This is a genomic window from Pontibacillus halophilus JSM 076056 = DSM 19796 (genome assembly GCF_000425205.1).
Taxonomy (GTDB): Bacteria; Bacillota; Bacilli; order Bacillales; family BH030062; genus Pontibacillus_A; species Pontibacillus_A halophilus.
Genome location: NZ_AULI01000009.1, coordinates 46,091 through 69,987, shown reverse-complemented (window position 1 = coordinate 69,987; position 23,897 = coordinate 46,091). Strand labels below are relative to the sequence as shown.

At 42.1% G+C, this 23,897-nt stretch carries 24 protein-coding genes and 1 pseudogene; 6 read left to right on the top strand and 19 right to left on the bottom strand.

Annotated elements, in window-relative coordinates:
* Nucleotides 1-55: 55 nt before the first annotated feature.
* Both H513_RS0110230 and H513_RS0110225 read right to left on the bottom strand, forming a co-directional pair.
* Complete coding sequence (locus H513_RS0110230) at nt 56-835, bottom strand: ABC transporter permease (protein ID WP_026800663.1); 780 nt, start codon at nt 833-835, stop codon at nt 56-58.
* Complete coding sequence (locus H513_RS0110225) at nt 825-1,805, bottom strand: daunorubicin resistance protein DrrA family ABC transporter ATP-binding protein (RefSeq protein WP_026800662.1); 981 nt, start codon at nt 1,803-1,805, stop codon at nt 825-827. Before H513_RS0110225 ends, H513_RS0110230 begins: the two co-directional genes overlap by 11 nt.
* A 306-nt stretch (nt 1,806-2,111) precedes the next feature.
* On the opposite strand from H513_RS0110225, the gene H513_RS0110220 reads away from it, so the two are divergent.
* A complete protein-coding gene (locus tag H513_RS0110220; protein ID WP_026800661.1) occupies nt 2,112-2,333 on the top strand; it encodes a hypothetical protein in 222 nt (73 codons plus the stop codon).
* A 30-nt stretch (nt 2,334-2,363) separates the two neighbouring features.
* Here H513_RS0110220 and H513_RS0110215 read toward each other — a convergent pair whose 3' ends face one another.
* Complete coding sequence (locus H513_RS0110215) at nt 2,364-2,720, bottom strand: hypothetical protein (protein WP_026800660.1); 357 nt, start codon at nt 2,718-2,720, stop codon at nt 2,364-2,366.
* 363 nt (nt 2,721-3,083) lie between these two features.
* On the opposite strand from H513_RS0110215, the gene nfsA reads away from it, so the two are divergent.
* Nucleotides 3,084-3,824 carry an oxygen-insensitive NADPH nitroreductase gene (gene nfsA / locus H513_RS0110210; RefSeq protein WP_026800659.1) on the top strand — a complete coding sequence of 247 codons (741 nt, stop codon included), beginning with the start codon at nt 3,084-3,086 and terminating at the stop codon, nt 3,822-3,824.
* 34 nt (nt 3,825-3,858) lie between these two features.
* Here the strand turns inward: nfsA and H513_RS0110205 are convergent, their stop codons facing one another.
* The 4 genes from H513_RS0110205 to H513_RS0110190 all read right to left on the bottom strand — a co-directional run bounded on the left by H513_RS0110205 (nt 3,859) and on the right by H513_RS0110190 (nt 8,633).
* Nucleotides 3,859-5,082 carry a cation:proton antiporter gene (locus H513_RS0110205; protein ID WP_026800658.1) on the bottom strand — a complete coding sequence of 408 codons (1,224 nt, stop codon included), beginning with the start codon at nt 5,080-5,082 and terminating at the stop codon, nt 3,859-3,861.
* A gap of 110 nt (nt 5,083-5,192) precedes the next feature.
* Complete coding sequence (locus H513_RS0110200; RefSeq protein WP_051239896.1) at nt 5,193-7,526, bottom strand: penicillin acylase family protein; 2,334 nt, start codon at nt 7,524-7,526, stop codon at nt 5,193-5,195.
* 133 nt (nt 7,527-7,659) lie between these two features.
* Nucleotides 7,660-8,004 (bottom strand): hypothetical protein, encoded by a 345-nt coding sequence (locus H513_RS0110195; RefSeq protein WP_026800656.1) that lies wholly within the window; start codon nt 8,002-8,004, stop codon nt 7,660-7,662.
* 104 nt (nt 8,005-8,108) lie between these two features.
* Nucleotides 8,109-8,633: a hypothetical protein gene (locus H513_RS0110190; protein WP_026800655.1), complete on the bottom strand. Its 525-nt coding sequence runs from the start codon at nt 8,631-8,633 to the stop codon at nt 8,109-8,111.
* A gap of 127 nt (nt 8,634-8,760) precedes the next feature.
* On the opposite strand from H513_RS0110190, the gene H513_RS0110185 reads away from it, so the two are divergent.
* From H513_RS0110185 to H513_RS0110175, 3 genes are all read left to right on the top strand, one after another.
* A complete protein-coding gene (locus H513_RS0110185; protein WP_026800654.1) occupies nt 8,761-9,765 on the top strand; it encodes an aldo/keto reductase in 1,005 nt (334 codons plus the stop codon).
* A gap of 78 nt (nt 9,766-9,843) precedes the next feature.
* Entirely contained in the window at nt 9,844-10,095 is a 252-nt protein-coding gene (locus H513_RS0110180; RefSeq protein ID WP_026800653.1) for a hypothetical protein, read from the top strand.
* Nucleotides 10,096-10,150: 55 nt separating this feature from the next.
* Nucleotides 10,151-10,864, top strand: a complete 714-nt coding sequence (locus tag H513_RS0110175; RefSeq protein WP_026800652.1) for a thermonuclease family protein — start codon at nt 10,151-10,153, stop codon at nt 10,862-10,864.
* 101 nt (nt 10,865-10,965) lie between these two features.
* Here H513_RS0110175 and H513_RS0110170 read toward each other — a convergent pair whose 3' ends face one another.
* From H513_RS0110170 to H513_RS0110140, 6 genes are all read right to left on the bottom strand, one after another.
* Entirely contained in the window at nt 10,966-11,985 is a 1,020-nt protein-coding gene (locus H513_RS0110170; RefSeq protein WP_026800651.1) for an NADP-dependent oxidoreductase, read from the bottom strand.
* Nucleotides 11,986-12,070: 85 nt separating this feature from the next.
* Complete coding sequence (locus H513_RS0110165; protein WP_026800650.1) at nt 12,071-12,553, bottom strand: helical membrane plugin domain-containing protein; 483 nt, start codon at nt 12,551-12,553, stop codon at nt 12,071-12,073.
* Entirely contained in the window at nt 12,546-15,497 is a 2,952-nt protein-coding gene (gene fdhF, locus H513_RS0110160) for a formate dehydrogenase subunit alpha (protein ID WP_026800649.1), read from the bottom strand. The genes H513_RS0110165 and fdhF overlap by 8 nt, the downstream gene beginning before the upstream one ends.
* On the bottom strand, nt 15,478-16,314 hold the full coding sequence (gene fdhD / locus H513_RS0110155) for a formate dehydrogenase accessory sulfurtransferase FdhD (RefSeq protein ID WP_026800648.1): 837 nt from the start codon (nt 16,312-16,314) through the stop codon (nt 15,478-15,480). Before fdhD ends, fdhF begins: the two co-directional genes overlap by 20 nt.
* A 227-nt stretch (nt 16,315-16,541) precedes the next feature.
* Nucleotides 16,542-16,832 (bottom strand): hypothetical protein, encoded by a 291-nt coding sequence (locus tag H513_RS0110150; RefSeq protein ID WP_036769953.1) that lies wholly within the window; start codon nt 16,830-16,832, stop codon nt 16,542-16,544.
* A 237-nt stretch (nt 16,833-17,069) separates the two neighbouring features.
* Complete coding sequence (locus H513_RS0110140; protein ID WP_026800646.1) at nt 17,070-17,663, bottom strand: DUF2087 domain-containing protein; 594 nt, start codon at nt 17,661-17,663, stop codon at nt 17,070-17,072.
* Nucleotides 17,664-17,895: 232 nt separating this feature from the next.
* Here H513_RS0110140 and H513_RS0110135 point away from each other — a divergent pair, with 232 nt between their 5' ends.
* A complete protein-coding gene (locus tag H513_RS0110135) occupies nt 17,896-18,081 on the top strand; it encodes a hypothetical protein (RefSeq protein ID WP_026800645.1) in 186 nt (61 codons plus the stop codon).
* Between the two features lie 74 nt (nt 18,082-18,155).
* On the opposite strand, the gene H513_RS0110130 is transcribed toward H513_RS0110135, so the two are convergent.
* The 6 genes and pseudogenes from H513_RS0110130 to H513_RS20025 all read right to left on the bottom strand — a co-directional run bounded on the left by H513_RS0110130 (nt 18,156) and on the right by H513_RS20025 (nt 23,797).
* Nucleotides 18,156-18,914, bottom strand: a complete 759-nt coding sequence (locus H513_RS0110130) for a sporulation protein (RefSeq protein ID WP_026800644.1) — start codon at nt 18,912-18,914, stop codon at nt 18,156-18,158.
* Nucleotides 18,915-18,990: 76 nt separating this feature from the next.
* Nucleotides 18,991-19,782 (bottom strand): class I SAM-dependent methyltransferase, encoded by a 792-nt coding sequence (locus H513_RS0110125; protein WP_051239874.1) that lies wholly within the window; start codon nt 19,780-19,782, stop codon nt 18,991-18,993.
* A 34-nt stretch (nt 19,783-19,816) separates the two neighbouring features.
* On the bottom strand, nt 19,817-20,761 hold the full coding sequence (locus tag H513_RS20900) for a GNAT family N-acetyltransferase (protein ID WP_051239872.1): 945 nt from the start codon (nt 20,759-20,761) through the stop codon (nt 19,817-19,819).
* 17 nt (nt 20,762-20,778) lie between these two features.
* Entirely contained in the window at nt 20,779-21,468 is a 690-nt protein-coding gene (locus H513_RS0110115; RefSeq protein ID WP_026800642.1) for a P-loop NTPase family protein, read from the bottom strand.
* 283 nt (nt 21,469-21,751) lie between these two features.
* Nucleotides 21,752-23,239, bottom strand: coding sequence for a nicotinate phosphoribosyltransferase (locus tag H513_RS0110110; protein WP_026800641.1), 1,488 nt, complete (start codon nt 23,237-23,239; stop codon nt 21,752-21,754).
* A pseudogene (locus H513_RS20025) lies at nt 23,236-23,797 on the bottom strand (cysteine hydrolase family protein). Before H513_RS20025 ends, H513_RS0110110 begins: the two are co-directional and overlap by 4 nt.
* Between the last annotated feature and the right edge of the window lie 100 nt (nt 23,798-23,897).

Sequence of the window (23,897 nt, the reverse complement as noted above, 5' to 3'; positions counted from 1 at the left end):
CTTCGCTCCCCCCTACCTCATTCTATGTAATATTGAAGTGACTGTTGACTTAAACCTAGCCTCTGCTTACGGCTTTCTTAGCGCTAAAGGCAGCGAAGGAGATTGTAATCAGACAAGCGATTGCAATTGCGATAAACCCTTGAGCAATATCCCAGAATACCCACCCATCGATTAGAACCGCTCTCATACTTTCAAAGATGTAAGTAGTTGGGTTAATCGTTGCCGCTACCTTCAACCAACCACTCTCGATTAAATCGTACGGCACAAATGTGGTACTAAGAAAGATCAACGGAAAGAAAATCAACGTACCCGCTTGAGCAGCCTGTGCGTTTTTGGTTTTTAAAGCTATGCCGACTGAATATCCCGCAAAGGCAAGTCCCCATCCAATCGCAATTAGAAGGACAACACCCATCCCTAGCACACCAGTCGCTGATTCTACTCCCATGATATATGCGATTAAGATAATTAGAATCGTTTGTAAGAGCAACTGAAACATTCCAGCTATAATGGGTCCAAGTACAATCGAAAGTCTTGAAGCTGGTGTTAATAGCAACCTTTGGAAGAAGCCATTCTCAATATCTTTGACAATAGCTTGGCCAGACCCACCAGCTCCTCCAATCGCAGCCGAAACAACTGAGACAGGTAAGATAAACGCTAGATAGTTCGCCCCTTCAAAGGCAGGAAGTTCACTAATGCCACTTAATCCACTGTCATAGACAACGAGAAAGAACATGGAAATTAACAAGTTTGGAATGAACACAAATGGATTTCGAATAACCGTTACAATGCTTCGCTTGGATAAAATCCACGTATCCCTCAAAACGTTATTCCCCATAAAGGTTTACACCCTTTCCTTTAGACGCCTCTTTGTTCGTTATCTTCAAGAAGATATCATCCAGTGTAGGTGAGGTTAAATTCATATTGTCAATGGAGATTCCACTTTGGTCGAGGGTGCGAACAACATCTACCATTAGTTTCGTTCCATCTTGCGCATACGCTTTAATTTCTGCACCCACCCGGACCATGTCCCCTTCATTCCCCCACTGTTGTAATGCGCGCAGAGCTTCGATTCCATCTGCTTCACTATGGAATCGAAGTACAAGTAAATCGTTTCCAATACTTCGTTTAAGCTCTTCGGGCGTTCCTGAAGCAACAATTTCTCCTCCATCTATAATACAAATTCGGTCTGCAAGATAGTCCGCTTCTTCTAAGTACTGAGTTGTTAGAAAGACTGTCGTTCCTTCTTCTTTATTTAATTTCTCTAAATACCTCCAGATACTCTTACGGTTAGAAGGGTCGAGTCCTGTTGTTGGTTCATCTAGAAATAGAATCTTGGGTCGATTAACGAGGGTCAACGCTAAATCCAATCTTCTCCTCATCCCACCAGAATAATTTCCAGAGACACGATCCGCTGCTTCTTCAAGTTGAACCACTCTAAGCAACTCGTTGCTACGTTCCTTTACTTCCTTTTCTTTATAACCGAAAATCCTGCATTGCAACATGAGCATTTCTCGTCCAGTCAGCCCAGGGTCAATACCTGTTTCCTGTAGGGCCACTCCGATATGCTTTCGAACTTCCTGAGGTGAACTGGTGACATCTTGCTCGGCTACATAAACAGAACCAGAACTCGCTTCAATAAGAGTCGTTAGGATTTGGACAGTCGTCGACTTCCCAGCTCCATTCGGTCCTAAGAAAGCGAAGAACTCCCCTTCTTTCACGTCGAAACTTACGTCCTTAACAGCTGTAACGCTCCCCTTTGTAAAGGTTTTGGATAACTGATTCACTACAATTGTTCCCTTTACCAATCCAGTCCCTCCCCACTCAACGCTATTTAACGTTTTCGTCCTTTAATGAAGAAAGTCCTCTATTTCGTACAAGTAGCAAATGGGAGATTGCACATTAAGTAATGGTTAACCATGTAAAATCTTCCCTCCCCCCATTCCAAACGTAGCCAGGATATACTACAATAAATAATACGAATTATCAGAAAACATTTAGAAGTATATGAACAACACGTAACATTCATACGTTTAATAAGCCATTATTGTGGGAAAGTAAAGTCCTAAGATAAAGAAAGAGTCTTTTAAAATTGAATAAAGGATGTGATTGGAATGCTTACCATATATCTCTCACTGTTAGCTTCATTTAACTTATTATTTGGAATCTATTCATTTCGGGCAAATCGTAATGGAAATGTCGCGCTATCTGGATTTATACATATGGGATTGAGTTTCGGTTTTGCTTTTACGATTGGACCATTGTTACTTGCTCTTGGAATCTTGCAGGTATTTGCTGGACTATTAAACTCCTTCACCTTACCAGTAGCGAAATAAAAAACGGAGAGGTTGTTATACCCTCTCCGTTTAACTATTTGTATGTGATTGATGTTCCTGTATAAAGAAGCAAAGATCCCCTACTTTCTCGAAGTGGAGAAAGAGATCTTTCTTCATATCTTCTGTAATCATGGATGGCTCTAAATCCCAGTAAGCAATTAATTCCTGAATGGTATAAAAGAAAAGCTCTTCATTCCCTCGAAATTCCTTTTTAAGCCCTGTCTCCGTGTTTAGATGGTCAATGGGTGCTGAGTATTTATTCTCTAGACTACAATTTATATAGAGCAATACAGATAGGTAAATTTCATAGAGCACACCTCTATTGCCCGCCCACATTTTAATTTGCTTTCTAGACCGTTGCAATTTGAAATCAATTAATTTTCCCATGATAGAAACCCTCACTTTTACCACATAGAGTCCCTTTCATCCCAATTGTACTTTCCGAAACAGGTTATACTGAACAACATGGTTTACTATACTGATATATTCAATACTCATAGAGTATCTACCGTATAGATTTATGAATCAATCCAGTTATCCTGCAGTCACTTTAGAAAATACAAAGGAAAAAAGTGGGGCAATATTGTCCATCTTAACATATTATTAAGCTTTTTACTTCCATTATTTCTTTAATGTATTTTACTCGCATCATCTCTTATCCATTGAAGCATAAATTGGGAATATTGCAATCGTTTCTTGTAGAATAACAGTGTGACAATATAGTAAAAGAATAAGGAGTGGACCATACTCATGAATGAAACAATCGAAACAATCCTTAATCATCGCTCAATTCGTTCCTTTACAGATGAAGCCTTAACAAATGAACAGATTGATACCATTGTAGAGACTGCTCTTATGGCATCTACATCAAGCTTTATGCATGCCTATTCCATCATTGGGATTACTGACCAGAAGAAGAAAGACCAATTAGCAGAAGTAAGCGGACAACATTATGTTAAAGAAAATGGGCACATGATGATCTTTTGCGCAGATTTATCTCGCTTTTCAAGAATGGGCAGGGACAATGAAGTAGAAGAGATGAAGACAAACTTTGAAAGCACCGAACATTTACTCGTCTCTTCAATCGACGCTGCACTTGCTGCGCAGAACGCGGCCATTGCTGCAGAATCAATGGGGCTTGGTATCTGTTACATTGGAAGCTTGCGAAATGATATCGCTCGTGTAGATTCCTTGCTAGAGCTTCCCCAACATGTCATTCCTCTATTTGGAATGGTGTTCGGACATCCCAATGCCAACACCGAGAAGAAGCCTCGTCTACCGAAAGAAGCAGTGTATCACGAGAATCGATATGATCCAGAACAGGACAAGTATATCGAGGCTTTCGATAAGAAGATTGCTGCCTATTACGCCAAGCGAAAGCAGAATGCTCGTCAAGATACGTGGAGTGACCAAATGACTCGAAGGTTTAAGAAGCCGATCCGATTAGATGTTACAGACTATGTACAACGTAAAGGGTTTAATAAACGATAAGAACAAGAGACTGCCAGCCTAAAGGCTGACAGTCTTATTCTTTGTCCTCTGATAAGCCGAACGTTTTAACAACGGGTGCGACAGACAATCCTTGAACAACTAAAGAGAAGATGACCACTGAAAACGTAAGAATCAATATCTCTTCCCTACCAGTAAAGTCCATGGGAAGGCTTAAGGCAAGTGCAATGGACAAGCTACCTCTTAACCCACCCCAGTTCACAAGGAAGGTCTCCTTCTGGTTGAGTTTGCCTGTGATACTTGTACTAATATAAATCGCTAACGTTCGACCAACAAGTACGAGTAGGATGGCAAATACAATCAGCCCCCACTTCCCACTAAAATCGATTTGTTGAATTTCGAGACCAACCATCAAAAAGATAATGGAGTTCGCAAGCAGTGTAATGACATCCCAGAAGGTCGTAATGTTGGCTCTTGTTTCATCCGACATTCCAATCTTCTTCCCATAACTCCCAAATAAGAGACCTCCTACGACAACGGCAATTACCCCAGACATTTCGAAATGCTCTGCTACAAAGTAACTTCCAAAGAACAATAGTGCTGACAGCGTAATTTCTAAAGGATAATCGTCAAATATTCGGATGATTTGAGAGAACACATAACCTATTATCAACCCAATTAGGGCGCCACCAATACTAAATTTCAGGAAGAGAAGCGTCCCGCTCCCTAAGCCTGCCCAACCCATTTCAATATAAGTGAGTAAGTAAATCGTCGAGATCTTAAACAGTACAACGGCAATTCCATCGTTGAACAACGATTCCCCTTCCATTATCGTTGACATTTTCTCTGATACACCAAGCTGCTTAAAGATGCTTATGACACTGATTGGGTCTGTCGCGCTCATCAAAGCAGCAAAGGTGAACGACACAACGATGGGTAAATCCAAGAAGTATAGAGCACCAAATCCAATACTTAAGAAAGAAATAAACGTCCCAACAAAGGCAATAGAGAAGATGGTCCATTTCAGATTAAAGAACAGTCGATAGGGCATATTTAAAGTGGCATCCCCGAGGAGAATAGGTAGAAACAAAGAAATAATAATGGCTTGAAAGACGCTCGATTGAGTAATAAATGCTTCAGACTCTTCAAGCAAAGGAATTTCAGTAATGCCAAGCAACAACCCCACCAATACTAGTGCGATGGAGTAGGGCTGCTTTAAGAGCTTTGCCAGTGCAATTACCGTAATCGATACGGCTAATAATATTAGCAGTTGAATAAAGACTTCATGGAACCCATGCATAGATGACACTCCTCACATACGATTGAACTTGTTCTCTTGCTAGGTTTACCTCAATTCCCTTTCTCATTCCTATTAGGAGAACAAAAAAAGAAACCCGGTAAGCTCCGGGGTTATGGTGCGGTTAAGGTTAGCACCTGTCCTTTATATCCACTTAAGTATGTTGTATGGTATCCTCCTTCAACCCAGTCCTTTCTCTGATTGTCATACCAAACGCTCTTCACATGACCAGATTGTCCTGGACCTACCATCTGCTCTGATTTCTCATAGGTCGAACCATCAAATACAAATCTCCACGATGCTCCATGATTAACAATCCCTTCCTCGTTATGCGACGCAGCCATGACGGTAACAGCGCTCCCATCTGATGGGACAGGGCTATTACTATTAAAGAATGGTTCCAAATAGGAGATACTCGATAATGGATGGTAAAACTCTACACGATGAAATTCTCCCCATGACATAGCAGTTAACTCAGAACCAAACGAAGCGTAGAGTTCCTCAATCGAGCTCTTCAGACTCTTTGTGAGGAGCTCTTCTAACCCACCTGCTTCCTGCACCCATTGGGGATCCTCACCGGAGAAAGATTGTCTTAATAATTCATCGGTCGTTTGTCCCTTTCCTGTAAACAACCCTCGGACATCACTCGATAAGTCTTTGTAAAGTTCTTCCTCAACGTGGTCCATCCATGTATGAAAGATTAATGGGGCCGATTGGGTCGCTTCATCTTTGTAATCCCACTTCTCGAGGATGGAAAGTGCTTCACCCATTGTCTCTGATACTTCTCCATTTCTTACTTTACTAACAAATAACGGCACAAATTCCTCAGCCTGAAGGTTCTTCACATCCATTTGCAGTTCCTTCATATCGTTTACAGTTAGATGATTATTCTCTTCTAAGAATTCGTGAATCCGAGCATAGCGATAAGGCTGTGCAAAGACATGACTAATATGATATGGATAATCCGGTCCAACTACTTTGTTATTAGCGGTCGCAATAAAGCCTTGCTCTGGATTAATTACAGTTGGCAATTCATCATACGGAATATACCCCACCCATTCATTTTCGGCGTTCCACCCCTCAAGCGGCAATAGAGCATCCTTTCCATCAGGATAAATTGGGATTTTCCCATTGGCTTTGTATGCGATTGTTCCGTCTTTCGATGTGAACACGAAGTTTTGCGCGGGGGCATGAAACTTTGCCAGTGCATCTTCAAACTCATTCCAATTCTTCGCTTTATTCACGTCTAGAAATGCTTCGAGCTCTGTTGTAGCATCGAGAGCAGTCCATCTCAAAGCCAGCGCATGTTCCCCATCTGATTGCCCTGCAAATTCAGATAGAATAGGACCATGCCGTGTTTCTACTACTGTATATGGGATTGTGTCTTCCCCTTTCACATTGATCGGTTCCTGAATTACCTTTGCCTTTTCCCACTCTCCTTCGTACATGAACGTATAGGCTTCGTCTGGATGCCTTTTCTCAAGATAGAGCTGTTGCACATCGGGTCCTACGTTCGTGACGCCCCAGGCAATTTCATCGTTATGCCCTAGAATAATTCCAGGTACGCCTGCGAAAACGACGCCATTCACATTATAATTCGGAGACTGTAAATGCATTTCATACCAGATGGATGGAGTTGCCAATCCTAAATGAGGGTCGTCAGCAAGAAGTGGCTTGCCACTTGCTGTTTTCTCACCGCTCACAACCCAATTGTTGCTCCCGTTGAATTCTTCTGGAATAATTGCGCTAGAAAAGCTTTGACCAATATTGATGTCCTTCACAATCGTTGGAGCTTGTTTAGGATAGGATGGGAACAATTCATAAGCCTTCTCTTCTCCATATTGCTGCAATAGGTGATAGTTAAAAGCCTGTCTTTCCCAGTGCCCACCTAAGTCAAACGCCATGTACTTTCCTATTGTTAATGAATCAATCGGATCCCACTCGCTAGGAGAGAAGCCAACCAGCGCGAACTCAACTGGCAATCGTTTAGATGCGATTGCTTCCTCAATAAAGGCATTTACCCCTTCAGAGTAGTACTGAAGAACTTCCTTCATCTCAGGCGAATAAGAAGCATAAGACCGCTCCGCCGCCCTTCTTAACCCCAATGTACGAAAGTATTTGTCTTGCTCTACTGCTTGTTCCCCTACCACCTCACTAAGAGTCCCACTCGCTTGCCTACGAGCCATACTCATTTGGAACAAGCGCTCTTTCGCCTGCACATAACCTTGTGCCCGAAATAAATCCGCATCTTTGCTCGCTTCAATATGTGGAACCCCGTATCTGTCATACGTGACACGAACGTCCGATTGAAGCACTCTAACAACTTCTTCTCCAGACACTTTAGGTACGGTTTGATTAATGTAAACGTTTACAAAGATGAGAACGAGTATGAGAAGAAATAACAATACTGCAATTCCACCGAACACAATCTTCTGCCATGTGGGCATGGGCCGCTTCTTTCGCCTCGGTTCCTGAACGACTTCCACCTTTGAATCCCCCCTTCCTCTTATTATAGTCCAAATTTTCAGTCATTTTAACCCAAAATATAATCGACCCTTCTTAGGTCGATTGAACAGGGCATTATTCATAAATAATCAAACAAAGGACACATAAGTATACGCAAATCAATGGATAGATCCAAGTATGGCGCTCTTTCTTCTTAATCGATACCAACATGCGTATCAAACAATACAAAACTCCTACGCTTAGAAATACAATGATGACTGAGGTATGATAGGATGAATCAAAGATTAGAAAAAGTCCATTTATCGTTACGGCAACGATTGTAAACAACAGTGAACGAACAGAAGCCTTCTTGAAACTCATGGCTCTTCCGTAATAGCTTGCCTCAACAAGCTCTGAAGTGAAGTTCACAAGAACGATGGCCAGTAACAAAATCGTAAATGGGCCTAGGCTCACTTCCATCTTCCTCTCTTAATGGTAACTCTCTAAATCCATCATCATCATATCACATTATGTCGAAAAAAGAGCTAAAAAATTAAAGTTTTGTAAATTTTATTTTAAGAAAATTAATAAATACCAATCATCAATTCCTTCCATTGATTTAAGTCAAACGAGCGCAATGAATGAACCGAATAAGTGGAAGTACCCGTCGACCATGTAGCTCCGTAAATCTCATCGCCCTCCCCATATAAGGTGACCTCTTTATTTCCAATCTTTATCACATTCACAACGGCTTCTTTAGGTGCTGATAAAGGAGATTCTGCTTGTTCAACCATTAGTCTCCCTTCTTTGTGATTTGTGAATACTTGACGAACTCTTCCGTCTTCCTCATGGTAACTTACACTTAATCGTTCGTATCCATCTGGAACATTCATGACTGATGATACGTTGAAAGAGACATGAGCTTCCGCCTCTTCTACCGTCCCCACCTCAACAAATGGTTCGAAATCTAAAGCAATCACTTCTTCCGCTTGCTCCGCCTCATAGCCTTGCACGATGATGCTCTCTGCGCGAAGGAGCGAGAACCAACATATTGAGACAAATCCTACAAGCAATACTACTAACAACCGTCTCTCCGATAGGTAGAACATCCAATTCCCTCCTAAGACAGGCCTTCTATCCACCATATGCATAAGGAAGCTGAAACATGTGAAGCACGTTTACTGAATGACACGACGGGTAAAGTACGCATGTATACACATTGACGGAGGTGCTCTCATGGAAAAACGACAAATCCATCAAACTGATATAGAAGCGACAACCATCGGCCTAGGAACATGGGCAATTGGTGGGAGCATGTGGGGAGGCACTGATGAGGAAGAATCCATTAGAACCATCCACGCAGCTCTTTCTAAAGGGATAAATTTAATTGATACTGCCCCTGCCTACGGGTACGGAAAGTCAGAAGAGATTGTAGGTAAGGCGTTACAGCAGTTTGAAGGGAAGCGAGAAGATCTCGTCCTTGCAACGAAAGTCGGCATTAACTGGACAGAAGATGGACAACTATACCGTGATGCTTCAAAAGAACGCATTCATGAAGAAATTGAAGCATCATTAGAGAGACTTCAAACAGATTACATTGATATCTATCAAGTCCATTGGCCAGATCCAATGGTACCCATTGAGGAGACCGCATCGGCACTTAATTACTTATACAAACAAGGGAAAATCCGTGCAATCGGCGTAAGTAACTTCTCACCCGAGCAAATGGACACGTTCAGACAATATGCACCCTTGCATGTCGTACAACCTCCATACAACTTATTCGAACGAGAAATAGAAGAAGACATCTTGCCTTACGTTCAAGACCACAACATGCATACTCTTCTTTATGGAAGTCTATGCCGCGGATTACTGTCAGGGAAAATGTCTCGGGATAAACAATTTGATGGCGATGACCTCCGAAACAATGACCCGAAATTCCAACAACCACGCTTTGATCAGTATTTAAAAGCAGTTGATGAGCTCGATCAACTTGCTAAAGAGAAGTTCAACAAAAACGTTCTTCACTTGGCGTTACGATTCATTGTAGACCAACCTGGAGCAGGTACAGCCTTATGGGGCGGTCGTCGACCAGATCAAATGGATCCTGTTGATGAAATCGAGGACTTCCATATTGATGAAGCAACCCAACGTGAGATTGATGAAATCTTAGCCAGAAACATTAAGAACCCCGTTGGACCTGAATTTATGGCTCCACCGAATCGAAACGAAATCGAATAAATACAAGAAGCCGTCTCCAAAGGCGGCTTTTCTCTTACCACTAGATGGAAAAATATAGAATAATCGAGGTGGGTATTCTTGCTTGTCCATTCGGTCCTAGCTATCGCTTCCTTAATCGCGTTCTTATGTGGAACAATTCCTTATGAATCCGCATACATTATTAGTTTATTTACATGGGGTTGGATTGGCCTAATTGCAATGATTAAAGTATCACATTCCATCTATACTGCTTATATGTCCATGCAACCCTTTCGAATATTATGGATTGATTTCTCCTTTATAAGCTTATTCACTACGCTTGCCTGTTTCCAACTCTACCTACATTCCTAACCATCCCTATCTGCAACAATGGTATACTAGTATTTTTAGGAGGGAATTAAACTACATGAAGAAATTTAGCTTAACCATTGCCTGCTTGTTCATTCTTGTAAGCGGCTGCGCTCCTTCCTCCTCTACTACAAGCGTTGAGAAGGAAGACACTCAAATTGATCGTGTCGAAGCTACGGTTACTAGAGTCGTAGATGGGGACACTGTGAAAGTAGAAGTAGATGGAAGAGAAGAGACCGTGAGATTGTTACTGGTTGATACACCTGAGACGAAACACCCATCAAAACCTGTTCAACCCTACGGTCCAGAAGCAAGTAAGTATATGAAAGATCGACTTACGGACAAGCAGGTGGAACTAGAATTCGGAACGACAAAGTATGATAAGTACGATCGCCTGTTAGCCTACATCTATGTTCAAGGTGACCGTATTAACGAATCGTTAATCGAGCAAGGCTTAGCTCGTGTTGCTTATGTGTATCCACCAAATGACCGTTACATAGAAGATTTTAGAAATGCTGAAGCGGAAGCTAAGGAAGAGGAAATTGGAATATGGAGCATTCCTGGGTACGTTAGTAAAGAAGGGTTTCACGCGGACAAGCCCTATCTAGAATCTGAAAGAAATGAAGAGTCGGAAGATGAAGATCGGGATTGTTCCCATTTCTCCACACAAGAGGAAGCCCAACAGTTCTTCTTAAACGATGGGGGACCCACTAACGACCCTCATCGATTAGATGGAGAGGGTGATGGAATCGTGTGTGAATCGCTTCCTTAACCAATAGGGTATTTAAGAACTGATGAGAACCTAAAGTAGAAATAAAACAGTGACGAGATGAACCAATCATCTCGTCACTGTTTATTGTTCTACATTCCAGATTAAGAAGGGTCCGCTACTTTAACGAGTTGCTTTCCTAGGTTTGTTCCTTGGAATAGACCAAAGAACGCATCTGTTACTGACTCGAAGCCTTCTACAATAGTTTCTTCGTATTTTAATTGGTCATTCTGCACGTATTGCGCTAAGAACTCTGTACCTTCTTGGAAACGGTCTTGGTAATCATTTAGTACAAAGCCTTGTATTTTCGCTCTTGTCTTAATAAGCTTCGTTTGGACTCTTGGGCCTAGGTCGCCGTCTGTTCGATTATAAGAAGAGATGGCACCACAAAGCGGAATGCGTGCATGCGTATTCAATAGGTTCATAACAGCGTCAGAGATTTCTCCTCCCACGTTATCAAAGTACACATCCACGCCATTCGGACAAGCCTCTTCAAGTTCTTTTTGAAGATTGTCGGATTTCTTATAGTTTAATCCAGCATCAAAGCCTAACTCATTCACAATGTAGTCAATCTTGTCATCTGAACCGGCTATTCCAACAACACGGCAGCCTTTCAATTTCGCTAGTTGACCCGCAATCGTCCCAACTGCTCCTGCTGCTCCAGAAACAACAACCGTCTCGCCTTCCTTTGGTTCTCCAATATCATAAAGACCAAAGTAAGCTGTCAATCCAGTTAACCCAAGAACACTTAAGTAAGCAGAAATCGGAGCAATCTTGTCATCAATCTTACGGACTGTATGTCCATCTGCTACGTTGAATTTCTTCCATTCTAGAAAGCCGGTTACTTTGTCGCCAACCTCTAGTTGCTCTGAACGTGATTCAATGACTTCTGCCACTACGGTTCCATTTAACGGTTCGTCAATTTGAAATGGGGCTACGTACGATTTCGCATCACTCATACGACCCCTCATGTATGGATCGACCGATAGATAGAGCGTTTTAAGAAGAACTTGCCCCTCATCCGGACGGTTCGTTTCTACTGTCTCATATCGGAAATTCTCTTCATTTGGCATTCCTTCAGGTCGACTTGCCAATACGATTTGTTCGTTCTGTTCATTTGACATCGTTTCAAAACCCCTTTCTTAATGACTCTCCTGTAGCGTATCAAATTATTGAACACCCGGTCAAAAGATATGAGGCTAGCCCGTTCTACTTTGGTTGATGCTGCCCCATCCCTTTTAAGAAGTTCAAGATAAGCGTAATACTTCGATTTACGTGTGGGTCTCTTAACGCTTTAACCAGGTCGAAATAAGAGGTCTTTTCACTATTTTCCTTAAGACCTGCTTCTGCTTGTTCAAGACCCGCATTGATATAACTCGTAAATTCCCTCACCCGCTCGACTTCTAGGTCCCCTAATAAGAAGAGCATAGCTTCCATGTTTTCAAACACCTTGGAGTACCTCGGTTTATTCGCTTCCTTAACGAAATAATACAATGCATCGTCTTTGCGGTTAATAAGCGCCGTCAAGTTATCTAATGCATCTGCATCATCTAACGCCTGAATGAGATTCATCGCTTTCACCAATGAATCTGTACGGTCTGCCAACTGGTTTTCAAGCTTTGTTAATTTACGAGCACGAATTTCTTCTTTCGTAAATTCCATCTTTTTAATTCTTGTGATTGCTTTAGCCACGGGATTTCACCATCTCTCCTGGGAATGTGTAATCAGATCGTTTCCATTTATCTTCTACACGAACTCCAACTTGAGGCTTAGGGTTACCGTAACGATGATTATGATTTGGTAATGGGGACACACCTTTATCCCGAATGACAGTCATATTGACAGCAATCTCTTTATAAGCCGGCGTATTGCTGTCCACATCCACGTCATTGTTCGTTAACAGATTCACAGCAGACTTTCCATTATCATTAAGTGGCAAGTACAGCTGGTTCCCATTTACGCGGTCTGTGATGTGAACTTCAACTAAAGCTGAACCTGCTTCTGAAGTGAGTCTAACCAGTGCCCCTTCTTCAATCCCACGCTCATGTGCTAACTCTTTGGATACCTCAAGAAATGAATTTGGCGTTTTACGTGTAATCCCTGCTGATTTATAGGTCATGTTCCCTTCGTGGAAATGTTCGAGCAACCTTCCGTTGTTTACATGTAAATCATATTCTTCTGTTAGCTCATGCGTAACTCGATAAGATACAGCATAGAACTTGGCTTTTCCGTCTTCAAATGGGAAACCGTCTTCATACAATCTAGGAGTATCGATACCACCTGCACGGACAGGCCATTGTAAGCTGTTATAGCCTTCTAATCGTTCATAAGTGACACCTGCGAACAACGGGGATAGAGAAGCTGCTTCCTCCATGATTTCACTTGGGTGGCTGTACGCCCACAGATATCCCATTTCATTCGCCAACAGCTGTAGAATCTCCCAATCTGGCTTAGAATTCTCTAAAGGTTCCATGGATTGATATAGGCGCTGAATACGACGTTCGGTATTTGTAAATGTACCTTCTTTCTCGAGACTACTACAGGCAGGAAAGACTACATCCGCTTGTTCAGCTGTCTTCGTAAGGAACAAGTCTTGTACAATTAAGAACTCCAATTTGTCAAATGCATCTGTAACATAATTGATGTTCGCATCCACAATCCCCGTATCTTCTCCGACAATATATAATCCCTTTAATGTCCCCTCATGAATAGAATCGACCATCTCATGATTGTCTTTTCCTTTCTTGTGAGAGATGGACACCCCCCATAGTTGCTCGTACCTTTCTCTCGCAGCTTCATCCGACACGTCATCATAACCAACGAGGAAGTTTGGCATACTGCCAAAATCACTGCACCCTTGAACGTTATTATGACCCCTTAATGGGTACGCACCAGTACCGGGACGACCATAGTTCCCTGTTGCTAGCAACAGATTTGATATCGCTGTACTCGTATCACTTCCCCCTTGCTGTTGGGTTACCCCCATCGCCCAGCACACACAAACTTTATCTGCTCTAGCAATTGTGTTCGCGATATAGATTAGTTGTTCTTGTGTGATCCCTGTCATTCTCTCGGCATACTCGAGTGTGAAGGGCTCCAAGCTTTCTTTGTATTCTTTAAACTGATTTACCCATTGCTCTACAAACCGATGGTCGTAAAGGTCGTTATCGATGATATATTTCGTAACAGCAGACAACCACACCAAGTCAGAGCCTGGCTTCGGTTGATAAAATTCATCTGCGCGTCGGGCCATTTCATGCTTTCTTAAATCAAATACCATTAGCGTCTGTCCATGTAGCTTTTGAGCGCGCTTAATTTTTGAGGCTAATACCGGATGGGATTCTGCCGTATTCGAGCCAACCGTGATGACAAGGTCTGCTTCTTGTAAATCCGACATACTTCCTGCATCCCCCCCATAGCCCACTGTTCGGAACAGTCCAATTGTGGCTGGGGTTTGACAGTACCGAGAGCAGTTGTCGATGTTATTCGTTCCATTTACTTGTCTAGCAAATTTCTGCATTAAGAAAGATTCTTCATTCGTTGCCTTAGACGAAGCAATAAATCCAAGCGCATCCGTTCCATGTTCCGTACGAATTCGCTTCAGATTCTTCGCAGCATAAGAGATAGCCTCTTCCCATGTTGCTTCCCTGAAGTAATCTCCTTCTCGTATAAGCGGGTTCGTCAAACGTTCTTCGCTGTTCACATAGTCAAAGCCAAACTTCCCTTTCACACACGTGGAGATATCATTGGCAGGCGAGCCAGCTTGTGGCTCCACCTTTAGGATTTGACGACCTTTCGTCCACACGTTGAACGAACATCCCACTCCGCAATACGTACATACTGTTTTCGTCTTATCTATATGTTCCTCTCTTAATTTCGACTCTGTATCGGATACAGCAAATAACGGACCATATCCAGGCTCCACCTTTTTTGTTAATTCAATCATTGATCGCAATAATCCTGGCTCTTGATTCGTAAGTAAGCCTGTCTCACGTTCTGCCGCCTTCTCCATTAGCGCATTACAAGGACAAACCGTTACACACTGTCCACAGTTCACACATGAGGATTCGTCAATCGGTACGTCATGGTCCCAAATCACCCGAGGCTCTTGTCGCTCCCAATCAATTGTAATGGTTTCATTCACTTGAACGTCTTGACACACTTCAACACAACGTCCACACAAAATGCATTGGTCAGGATCATATCGGTAGAAAGAACCAGAACGGTCAACCTCATAGGAAGAAGGTCGAAACGGCTTGGATTGGTGTTCGATGCCCCATTCTGCAATTGCATTATGAATCTCACAACTCCCATTATTATAATCACATACCGTACAATAGAGCTCATGCTTGCCCATGATTCGATTTAGCGCTTCGTACTGAGCTTGGTTCACATCCTCCGCTTCAGTCTGAACGTCCATCCCCGGCTTCACTTCTATCCCACAGGCCCGTGTCAATTCCCCATTCACTCTGACAATACATGTATCACACGTCTGAACCGGTCCTAGTGAATGGTGGTAACAAATTTGTGGTACTTGCTCCTTTGCTTCATTGATTGTATCGATAAGAAGTTGGCCAGGCTTCGCAAGAAACTCTTGTCCATTGATGGTAACCACGTTATGCTCTTGATCCTTCATCCTTCTCCCCCTCTTTGTCCAATGCATTGTGCTCTACAATACGACTCCCCCATGTGTACACATTGAAACGGTCCCTTCTCACAAACCCCAAGGCTGTTACTTGGAGATCTTCAGCCATTCGTAAAGCCAGGTCCGTTGGAGCTGATGGAGAGAGAACAATGCCTACTCCCATCTTCGAAACTTTAAGCACAACTTCAGAGGATAAACGCCCACTAAAGACAATAACCTTGTCTTTCCTTGGAAGGTTCTCTTTCAGCATGTACCCATAACACTTGTCTAAGGCGTTATGCCGACCTATATCAAGAGACGTAAAGACGAGCGAATCTGAGACCGCGATTGAGGCCTGATGGATTCCACCGGTCTGATGCATGGAACGCGATTCATCTTGAAACGCTTTCATTAAATGAAGCGCTTCATCCTTTGTCAAGGTAAGTGGTGTATAGACCGTTCGAGCTGTCTTCGCATCTTCTTGATAATAGAACTCTCTGCTCTTCCCACAGCATGAACCGATAAACCGTTTTGAACGATGAAGAGAATCCTCTTCTAGTGGCGTTTGCAATTCAACGTAAGCATAGCCTCGTTCTATATCTACATGTAACGAGTGTATAGCATTAAAGGTCCGTATGATTCCTTCTGATGCCAGAAATCCAATGACAAGCTCTTCTAAATGGAAAGGTGAACAAACCATCGTGGCATACTCAATCCCGTTCACATGTACAGTAAGAGCGAATTCAATAGCGACCTCGTCCTCTTGTTGACTTATGTGACCCTGTTCATATTTATGTATCGTCCACTTTGTTGTCATGCCTAGTTCCATATCACCATTCCCCCTTCGTCACACCTCCATTACCTATACCATTTTATGCAAGCCATTAAACGTTCTGCCTCTTTCACCAACAACTATGAACATTTCTTTATAAATAGGCTCTGTTAAAGTTAAGTGTTGATATTTATAGAGAAAACAAAACTTCTATATAATTGGAAGTTTTGTTTTTTCTATTGTCTTATTAAACTAACGCATCCGTTAGTACAACAACACAAAACTTATTTATTCGAGTATTTATCGTGATAATAACTTTCACTTATTCCCCACATACAATAACCAAACAAAATTCCTCCAAGCAAAAAGGACACTAACCCAATTACAAGGGACAACAACCAGTCACCAGTAAAATAATTTGTTATATTTAATCCGTGGTCAAAAACTTCCCCAAGAATAAAAGATAAAATTCCAGCTGATAATCCCCATCCTAAAACTCCGTAGTAAATAATATAATTCTTTTTTCCTTTTTCTCTAATTTTTTCCCATTTTGCAAATCTATTTTTCTTACTCAAATTTATTCCCTCCCACTAATGTCAGATTACCATTAAAAACCAATATTTTGTTAAATTCCTTGTTGAAGATAACTGCTTTGGCTTTAAGGATATCGCTTGCTCTCACAGTCATCACCTAGCTCATATTTGATGACTCTACTTTAGAACAAATGTTCGAATTAGCAAATATCAACAACAAACTTTAACAGAGCCTATAAATAAAAAAAGATTGGAATCGAATAGATCCCAACCTCTTCATTAACTAGAACTCGAATAGGTCACTGGCCATAATTCTAATGGATTCAATTCATAAATCTGATGCTCACGATACATAAAGTGGTGCATCACCCACTCTCTTCGAATCGTAGCATAGTCTTCATGGTACTGTTGGATGTATTCGTTCACTTCCTGTTCGGTGTACGTACGGTTCTTATCTAATCTTTCAAGCATATAGGCAAGTACAACAAGCTTCTTCTTTTGCTGGCTTGGTAACTGCTTTAATCGACCTTCTTTATCAAAGAAGTTCTTTACAATAGACAGTTTCTGATCCGATGTCACACTCATTTCTTCCATCCTTTTCGTCTCCTCTCCAATTGATAACACCGCATTCGCCATGTGTTCCAACTTATTTCGGTCTAAATGAAAATAAATCGTGTTTCGTTCTCGTCTCTCATAGACAAGACCCGCATTTCTTAATTTCGACATGTGGTGGGTAATGGTAGGGGTTTTTAAATTTAGCTTATGTGCAAGTGCAGTGCCATGAAGTGGACCTTGTTTCAGTAGTACCACAATCCGAATTCGTGTGGGATCTCCTAGTGTCTTATGGTAATTCACGAGTTTATCAAGTTGCATAATTTATCCCTCCCTATTTGATAAGCATCTAATTAGACAATAATCTAATTTAATAACTATGTAAATATTGGATTTTGATAATTTTTATAGATTTCTCTCTATGAAATTGAGAGATTATCTGCTAACTTAGAACTATAGCTCCACTAAGAAGGAGTAATATGAATTACCAACAGGTATTCAACAAATAGTAAATTATTTCAATTAAAATTTGTTAAAGCTGGAGGTATGGAATATGAAAATTCTAACGGTTTATATGAACTTATTCGGATTCCTTTATATTTTCTCATTTCTACATTCTCTCATGACGTATGGAGAATGGATTGTAATGGACCTCGTTTTTGCGAGCCTTCTCCTAGTAGGCAGAAGAGTCCTTCATCGGTCTCACCTAACCAAAAGCGCAGGTACCCGTTTCCAATAAAAAGAAGGCGCCTAAGGATGACTTAGGCGCCTTCTTTTTAAATTTATTACGTGGTATACGGAATCATATAGCGATTAGGAGTGCTGGTCGATAATTCTTCCTAGCTCTCTGGCAACTGCTTCTGGTCCTTCGTTAAGGTCTTGTTTCGAGAAGGAAATGCGTAGATGACTTTCATCCATCTCTAATGCTTCTGCGAATAAACCACCAATTCCGTTCGCACGACGGTCGACCTGCATTACAATCTCTAGTCCATCTGGTTTCGGGAAGAAGAGAAGCTCTAATTCGTCAAGTAGAGAACGATAGCGTCCACCTGGTGTAAACTCAAATTCTTGAACAATTCCATGACGCTTAGAGTACTCCATCTCTACTTTACGAAGTTTGAAGCCTAGCTCATGTTGAACAGCTGTTAAGACGGTTTGAATCTTATCAGATGGATCGACATGAATATGATCTCTGTCTTGAGGGTCGATGGCATTTGGGATATCCAATCCGGTTTGGAACCAAATTGGGAGGCGGCCAAAGCTTGCTGGTGTGTTCTCTGGTAGGGTGAAAGAAAAGTCAATTTCCTTGTTCTCACCTTCGCCTAGGGTGAAGGTTTCAGTAATGTTGAAACGCTGCAACACTTGATTTTCTTTAAATTTCTTATCATCCATTTCACGAACGACTTCTGTCATAAGGAATAATTTAATTCCATTAATCTGCTGCTCCACATTCCCACCAGTTAATACAACTTTTCCAGTTACCTCTTCCCCAGCTATGTAACGGTCTTTCTCAAGTTGAGTGTCAACTTTTGCTGCACCAATACCAACGCTTGCCATAATTTTTTTAAACATAATTGTTCATCCTCTCATTCGTGTTCAACGCTTATTCTTATTTACGTATGTTAAGGGCATACGTTTCATGTTTAATCTATTTTTTTCGTGCTAGGTAAAGAACTACGGTTTGAGGCTTTTCAATCATTCCTCCGTTACGATGTATACTCTCCCTGATCCCCTCGTATAACTTCTTCTTCTGTTCATCAGGTAACATTCGATGATCGGAGTGGGTATCCATAAGCCCCATATACTCCTCTTCTGAATAGGTCATGGGGTGGTCATATGTGTGCACTTCTATATCTTGAAACAGTCCACTTTGTTCGGTTAGGCGCTTTCTTAATTGAATTTGCTCGTCGATAGAAGGCTTCTCCTGCTTACTGATATGAGGAGCGTATTGTTCATACACATGTCCAATCTCTCTATATACAGGTGTATCAGGAAGCTCCACCATCGTCCAGAAAAATGCACACGTCCCACCTGGCTTTAAATGCCTAGCTACTTTCATATAACCCGGTAATGGCTCAATATAGTGAAAGGCTGTAGCGGAATAGACGATATCGTAGCTCTCCGCTCTCCCTTCCCACTCCTCGAATGATTGATTAATAACACGGACGCCTTCATAGCTTGCAAATTTGTGAGCTGTAAATGCGCTCAAGCGTTCCCCAAGTTCAAGTGCGTCAATTGATTCATACCCGCGACGGACGAACTCTTCTGTAGCTTTCCCAGTACCTGCCCCAATCTCAAGTAGATGAAATGATGGCAGCATATAACCATATTCCTCGATGCGGTCAAATAACCGTTCTGGGTAGCCTGGGCGAAAGCGGTCGTATTGGCCTACGATTGTGTCAAATGTTCGTTTTCGTTCATGCAGGCGCTCGTCCATCATGGTATCGTTCTCCTTTGTCTCTTTTCTGTTGAACCTATTTTACCCTAGTTGGGCCGAATCCATCTAGGCTTGTCTCAATCACTCGTTCCATGTACAACTGCAGCTGTTTTGGTTCTTCGAATCCAAAGGGGCGATACAATTCATGGGCATCTGCTGTCATGAGCAACGTTCGACGAATGTTTCTTAACCGCGGGTGCAACATCACTGCTTGGACAAGATGTTTCCCCAACCCTTGACCTCTTGCTTCAGCTACAATAAACACATCGCACAAATAAGCAAAGGTCGTCTCATCGGTGACGACTCTTGCGAATCCAACAAGATTACGTTCACTCGGTGAACCCTTAAAGACACCGAAACAAAGCCTACTCTGCTGAATAGATATGAATACGTCCTGGAACGTAATGCCTTTCGACCAGTCAGAGTGGTTACACAAAAAGTCGTGGATTGCTGGAATGGGTAAATCGTTCTTATTCGTTGATACGGTGTAATTCGTCTCGCTGATCTCGTAAGGAAAATGCTTCTCCATCACAATTTCATCTCTAATCCGAATCCCATCGTTGCCAATCATAGGGATTGTTGGCTTAAGTAAACGTGATTGCTCAGCTCCCCCTGTAACAACGGCTGTCATTCGATACCCTCGTTTCTGATAGAAGCGGATGGCATGAACGTTGTCATTTGTCGTAACGACTCGTACGACTTCAATCCCTTTATGTACCAAATGGTCTTCCAACGCCTGTAGCAAAGCGGTGCCCATCCCATTTCCCTCGTGCACACTATCGAGAGAAACAATTTCAGCTCCACCGTTCAATTCATATGTTAACAACCCTACAATTACATCGTCTACAATTCCAACGAAAGCATCTATTTGCTCGCAATTGAACACCTTCCCTGAGACAACCATTTGCGAGCTTCCCCACTGCCTTTCTAAGAAAGCAGTAAGTTGTTCTTGTGGGACCTCTTTATTCGTTACAATCCTCATCTTGCTCTCCTCATTTATTATTTAATATAAGCTAGCAGCTCTTCTAAATCATCTCCATCGATTGGTTCATCGTTCAGAGCTGAGACTCTTACTTTGTTTAACTGTAAAGCACCATACAAATTCCGGTCCTGCTCACTCTCCATCATTCCTATATAGATTAACCATGGTTGCAAAGGAGCTAAAATAGCATCAAGTCTCTGCACATAGTCCACAAGTTTCGTTTCAGGAAGAGTCGGCTGTAAAGAAGCGTAATGAAGAGGTGCGAGAATCATGGCTGCTTCTACGATATACAAGGAATCTGTCTCGGAGGCAACCTTATGCACGAATGATTCGAAACGCTCTTCCACAATCTCTATATGCCTCTCAAACGGAAATTGAAACGTAGCGTGCGCTTTCAGTTGATCCATTAAGGACTTCGGTAATGAAGCTTGTAAGGTGGGTATTTCATAATCAATATATCGATGTTTCCCAATCGTCATACTTTCTCTTATAATCATCGGTGCAAATGATGGTTCGTTTAACAATAATTCTTCGTATTCTGATTCAGTGAAATGAGCCAGACGACTCAAGTTGAGTAAAGACCCCTCTACTTCCTTGACTCTAACAGCTGTAACCCCTCTATGGTTTACAATCCTTTCTACCTGCTTAGCCGCTTGTTGTATGAGCTCTCTTGTCTCTCCTTCAATAAGAATTAACTTGGTCTTCATCTTGTTCTCCTCCACCTCTCGTCATCATGTACTACATTCGTTCTTATTAAAGGATTTCCTGTTCGCTTCTCGCAAAAATTTCGCATCCACAATAGATGATTTGTGCATTCATTATATGGAACTAAACAAAAGAAAGAAGGCTACCTCTAGTCTATTCCTGGTAGCCTTCTTTCTTTTTAGTTAAACTTTATAAACCTCAAACACCTTGGTCCTCTAAATGTAAACCGACAGCTTCTTTACATGTCAGGAACTGTGCAGAATACGGTAATGAAGGACCCTCACCTTATGATGTACCTCGTTTCTGGTCAATTAAGGTTTCTTTAAGGTGCTGGAGATTTTTAGATAGCGTAATACTGTAAGTTTGCGGCACTTCTTTTCTGCGATATTCTTCCCAGAACCTTGATAAACGCTCCTTGTGGTAGGCTCTGACACGATCCACTGTGGGAAGGGGTTCCACAAGCTCACCGTCTTGAATAATCGTATGCATTAAATTTTCCACTGTGAAGTTTGTTAAGACGTCCTTCCGCCCTCTAGCTCTAACATTATCAAGTTCAATCTGGTCAAAGGACGGGACTTCTTCATCAATTGTAGAGATATAATCTCCTTTGGCAGCCCCAGTCTCTTTATCAAAGATTCTGTACACCGTTTGATAGCCTGGGTTCGTAGTCTTGTTTTCACTTGAAGAAAGTTTAATGAGCGGTACGAATTCACCGTGTTCTCCTTCAACTGCAACAATTTTATACACGGCTCCAAACGCAGGCTCTTCATACGCAGTGGAAACCTTCGTACCCACTAGAAAGGCGTCGCACGGCGTATCTTGGATGGTTAATGCAGTAATTTCATATTCATCGATGTCTCCAGAAAGCATAATCTTCACATATGGCAGACCTGCTTCATCTAACAACCTTCTTGACTCTTTCGCTAAGTACGCCAAGTCTCCACTATCAATTCGGATTCCATTCAGTTTAGCACCCTCATCCTCTAATTCTTTCGCAACTGTAATGGCATTAGGCACCCCACTCTTAAGCGTGTCAAAGGTATCTACTAGTAATGTGCATTCATGCGGATAGGCACGGGCGAAATCACGAAAGGCTTGTAACTCCCCACCCCACTCCTCGTAGATTTGAATATCTGAGTGCTCCATTGTTCCTCCAACGGGTACAGCATAATGGTACCCTGCTGCAATAAGGCTTGACGAATCGAATCCAGCGATATAAGCAGCTCGAGCTCCATTTTCCCCTGCATCCATACCATGAGCTCGTCTGGCACCACCTTCTAAAAGGAGGGGGCGTTCATTTAAGCGACGCACTTTCTGAAAGGTCGTGACCGCTTCAGAAATACGTGAAGCTTTCGTTCCAATTAAACTTTCATGATTGGTGTAAGTGAGTAAGGCTGTTTGTAAGAGCTTCGCTTCAAACACTCGCGCTTCTACATTCACAAGAGGTTCATTAGGAAAGACAATCTCCCCCTCCCTCATCGACATAACGGTTCCATTAAACGAATAATTTCTTAACTCTTCCTTAAATTCATCTTCAAATCCAAGTTGCTCTTGAAGGTAGTCTATCTCTTCCTCCGAGAAGGACAAATTCGATAAATACGTCACTATGCTGTTCAATCCAAGAAAGACAGAGTAACCACTACCAAATGGGTGATCTCGAAAGTATACTTGAAATACTGTTCGTGTATCGTGACGGTTGTTCTTCCAATGAATGTACATCCACCTTGGTAAGTAGTAGTCTACATGCAAAGATACGTTATGCTCGTGATTCACTGTGACTCTCCTCCTTCATCCAATACAGTTCTGCCTAGCACATGCTTTACATGTGATAAGGCGAAATTGTGTCCGGCCTCGTTAAAGCTCGCAACGCCTTGGCCATGACTCACCACGGAAAAGCCTCGATTATAAGCGCCTATTGCCGTATGTAAGATACAAATATCCGTACACACTCCTGTTAAGTGAACTTCATGAATGTTTCGTTCACGTAAAGATTCGTCCCGGTGAAGGCGTCGTATCTTGTCTTATTGTACTGCTTTACATGAGAAAGACTCTTATATTTCTCATAGACTGCCGCTGCCGCTACACGTCCGTACAAATCTCTACCTGTCGTTCCTCTAATGTTATGTGGGGGTACAGGTTCGTTTCCGGATGAAAGGCGTCTTGTTCTTCGTGCAAATCAGTTGGAAGTACTACGAACTCCCCTTCTGTTATAAAGGATTCCATTAGACGTGCAATATATCCATCAATCTGCTGACCATGTTCCCCACACGTTAATGCTCCATCTTCAGCGACGAAGTCATTTGTGTAATCAATCACAAGTAATGTCCTCATCCAAACGCCCCCTCGTTATGCCATCTTTCAATTAGTATAACTCAATAGAAGGAAGACACCCACGCGAAACCCTTAAGTCAAAGAATCGACATCTTTTGCT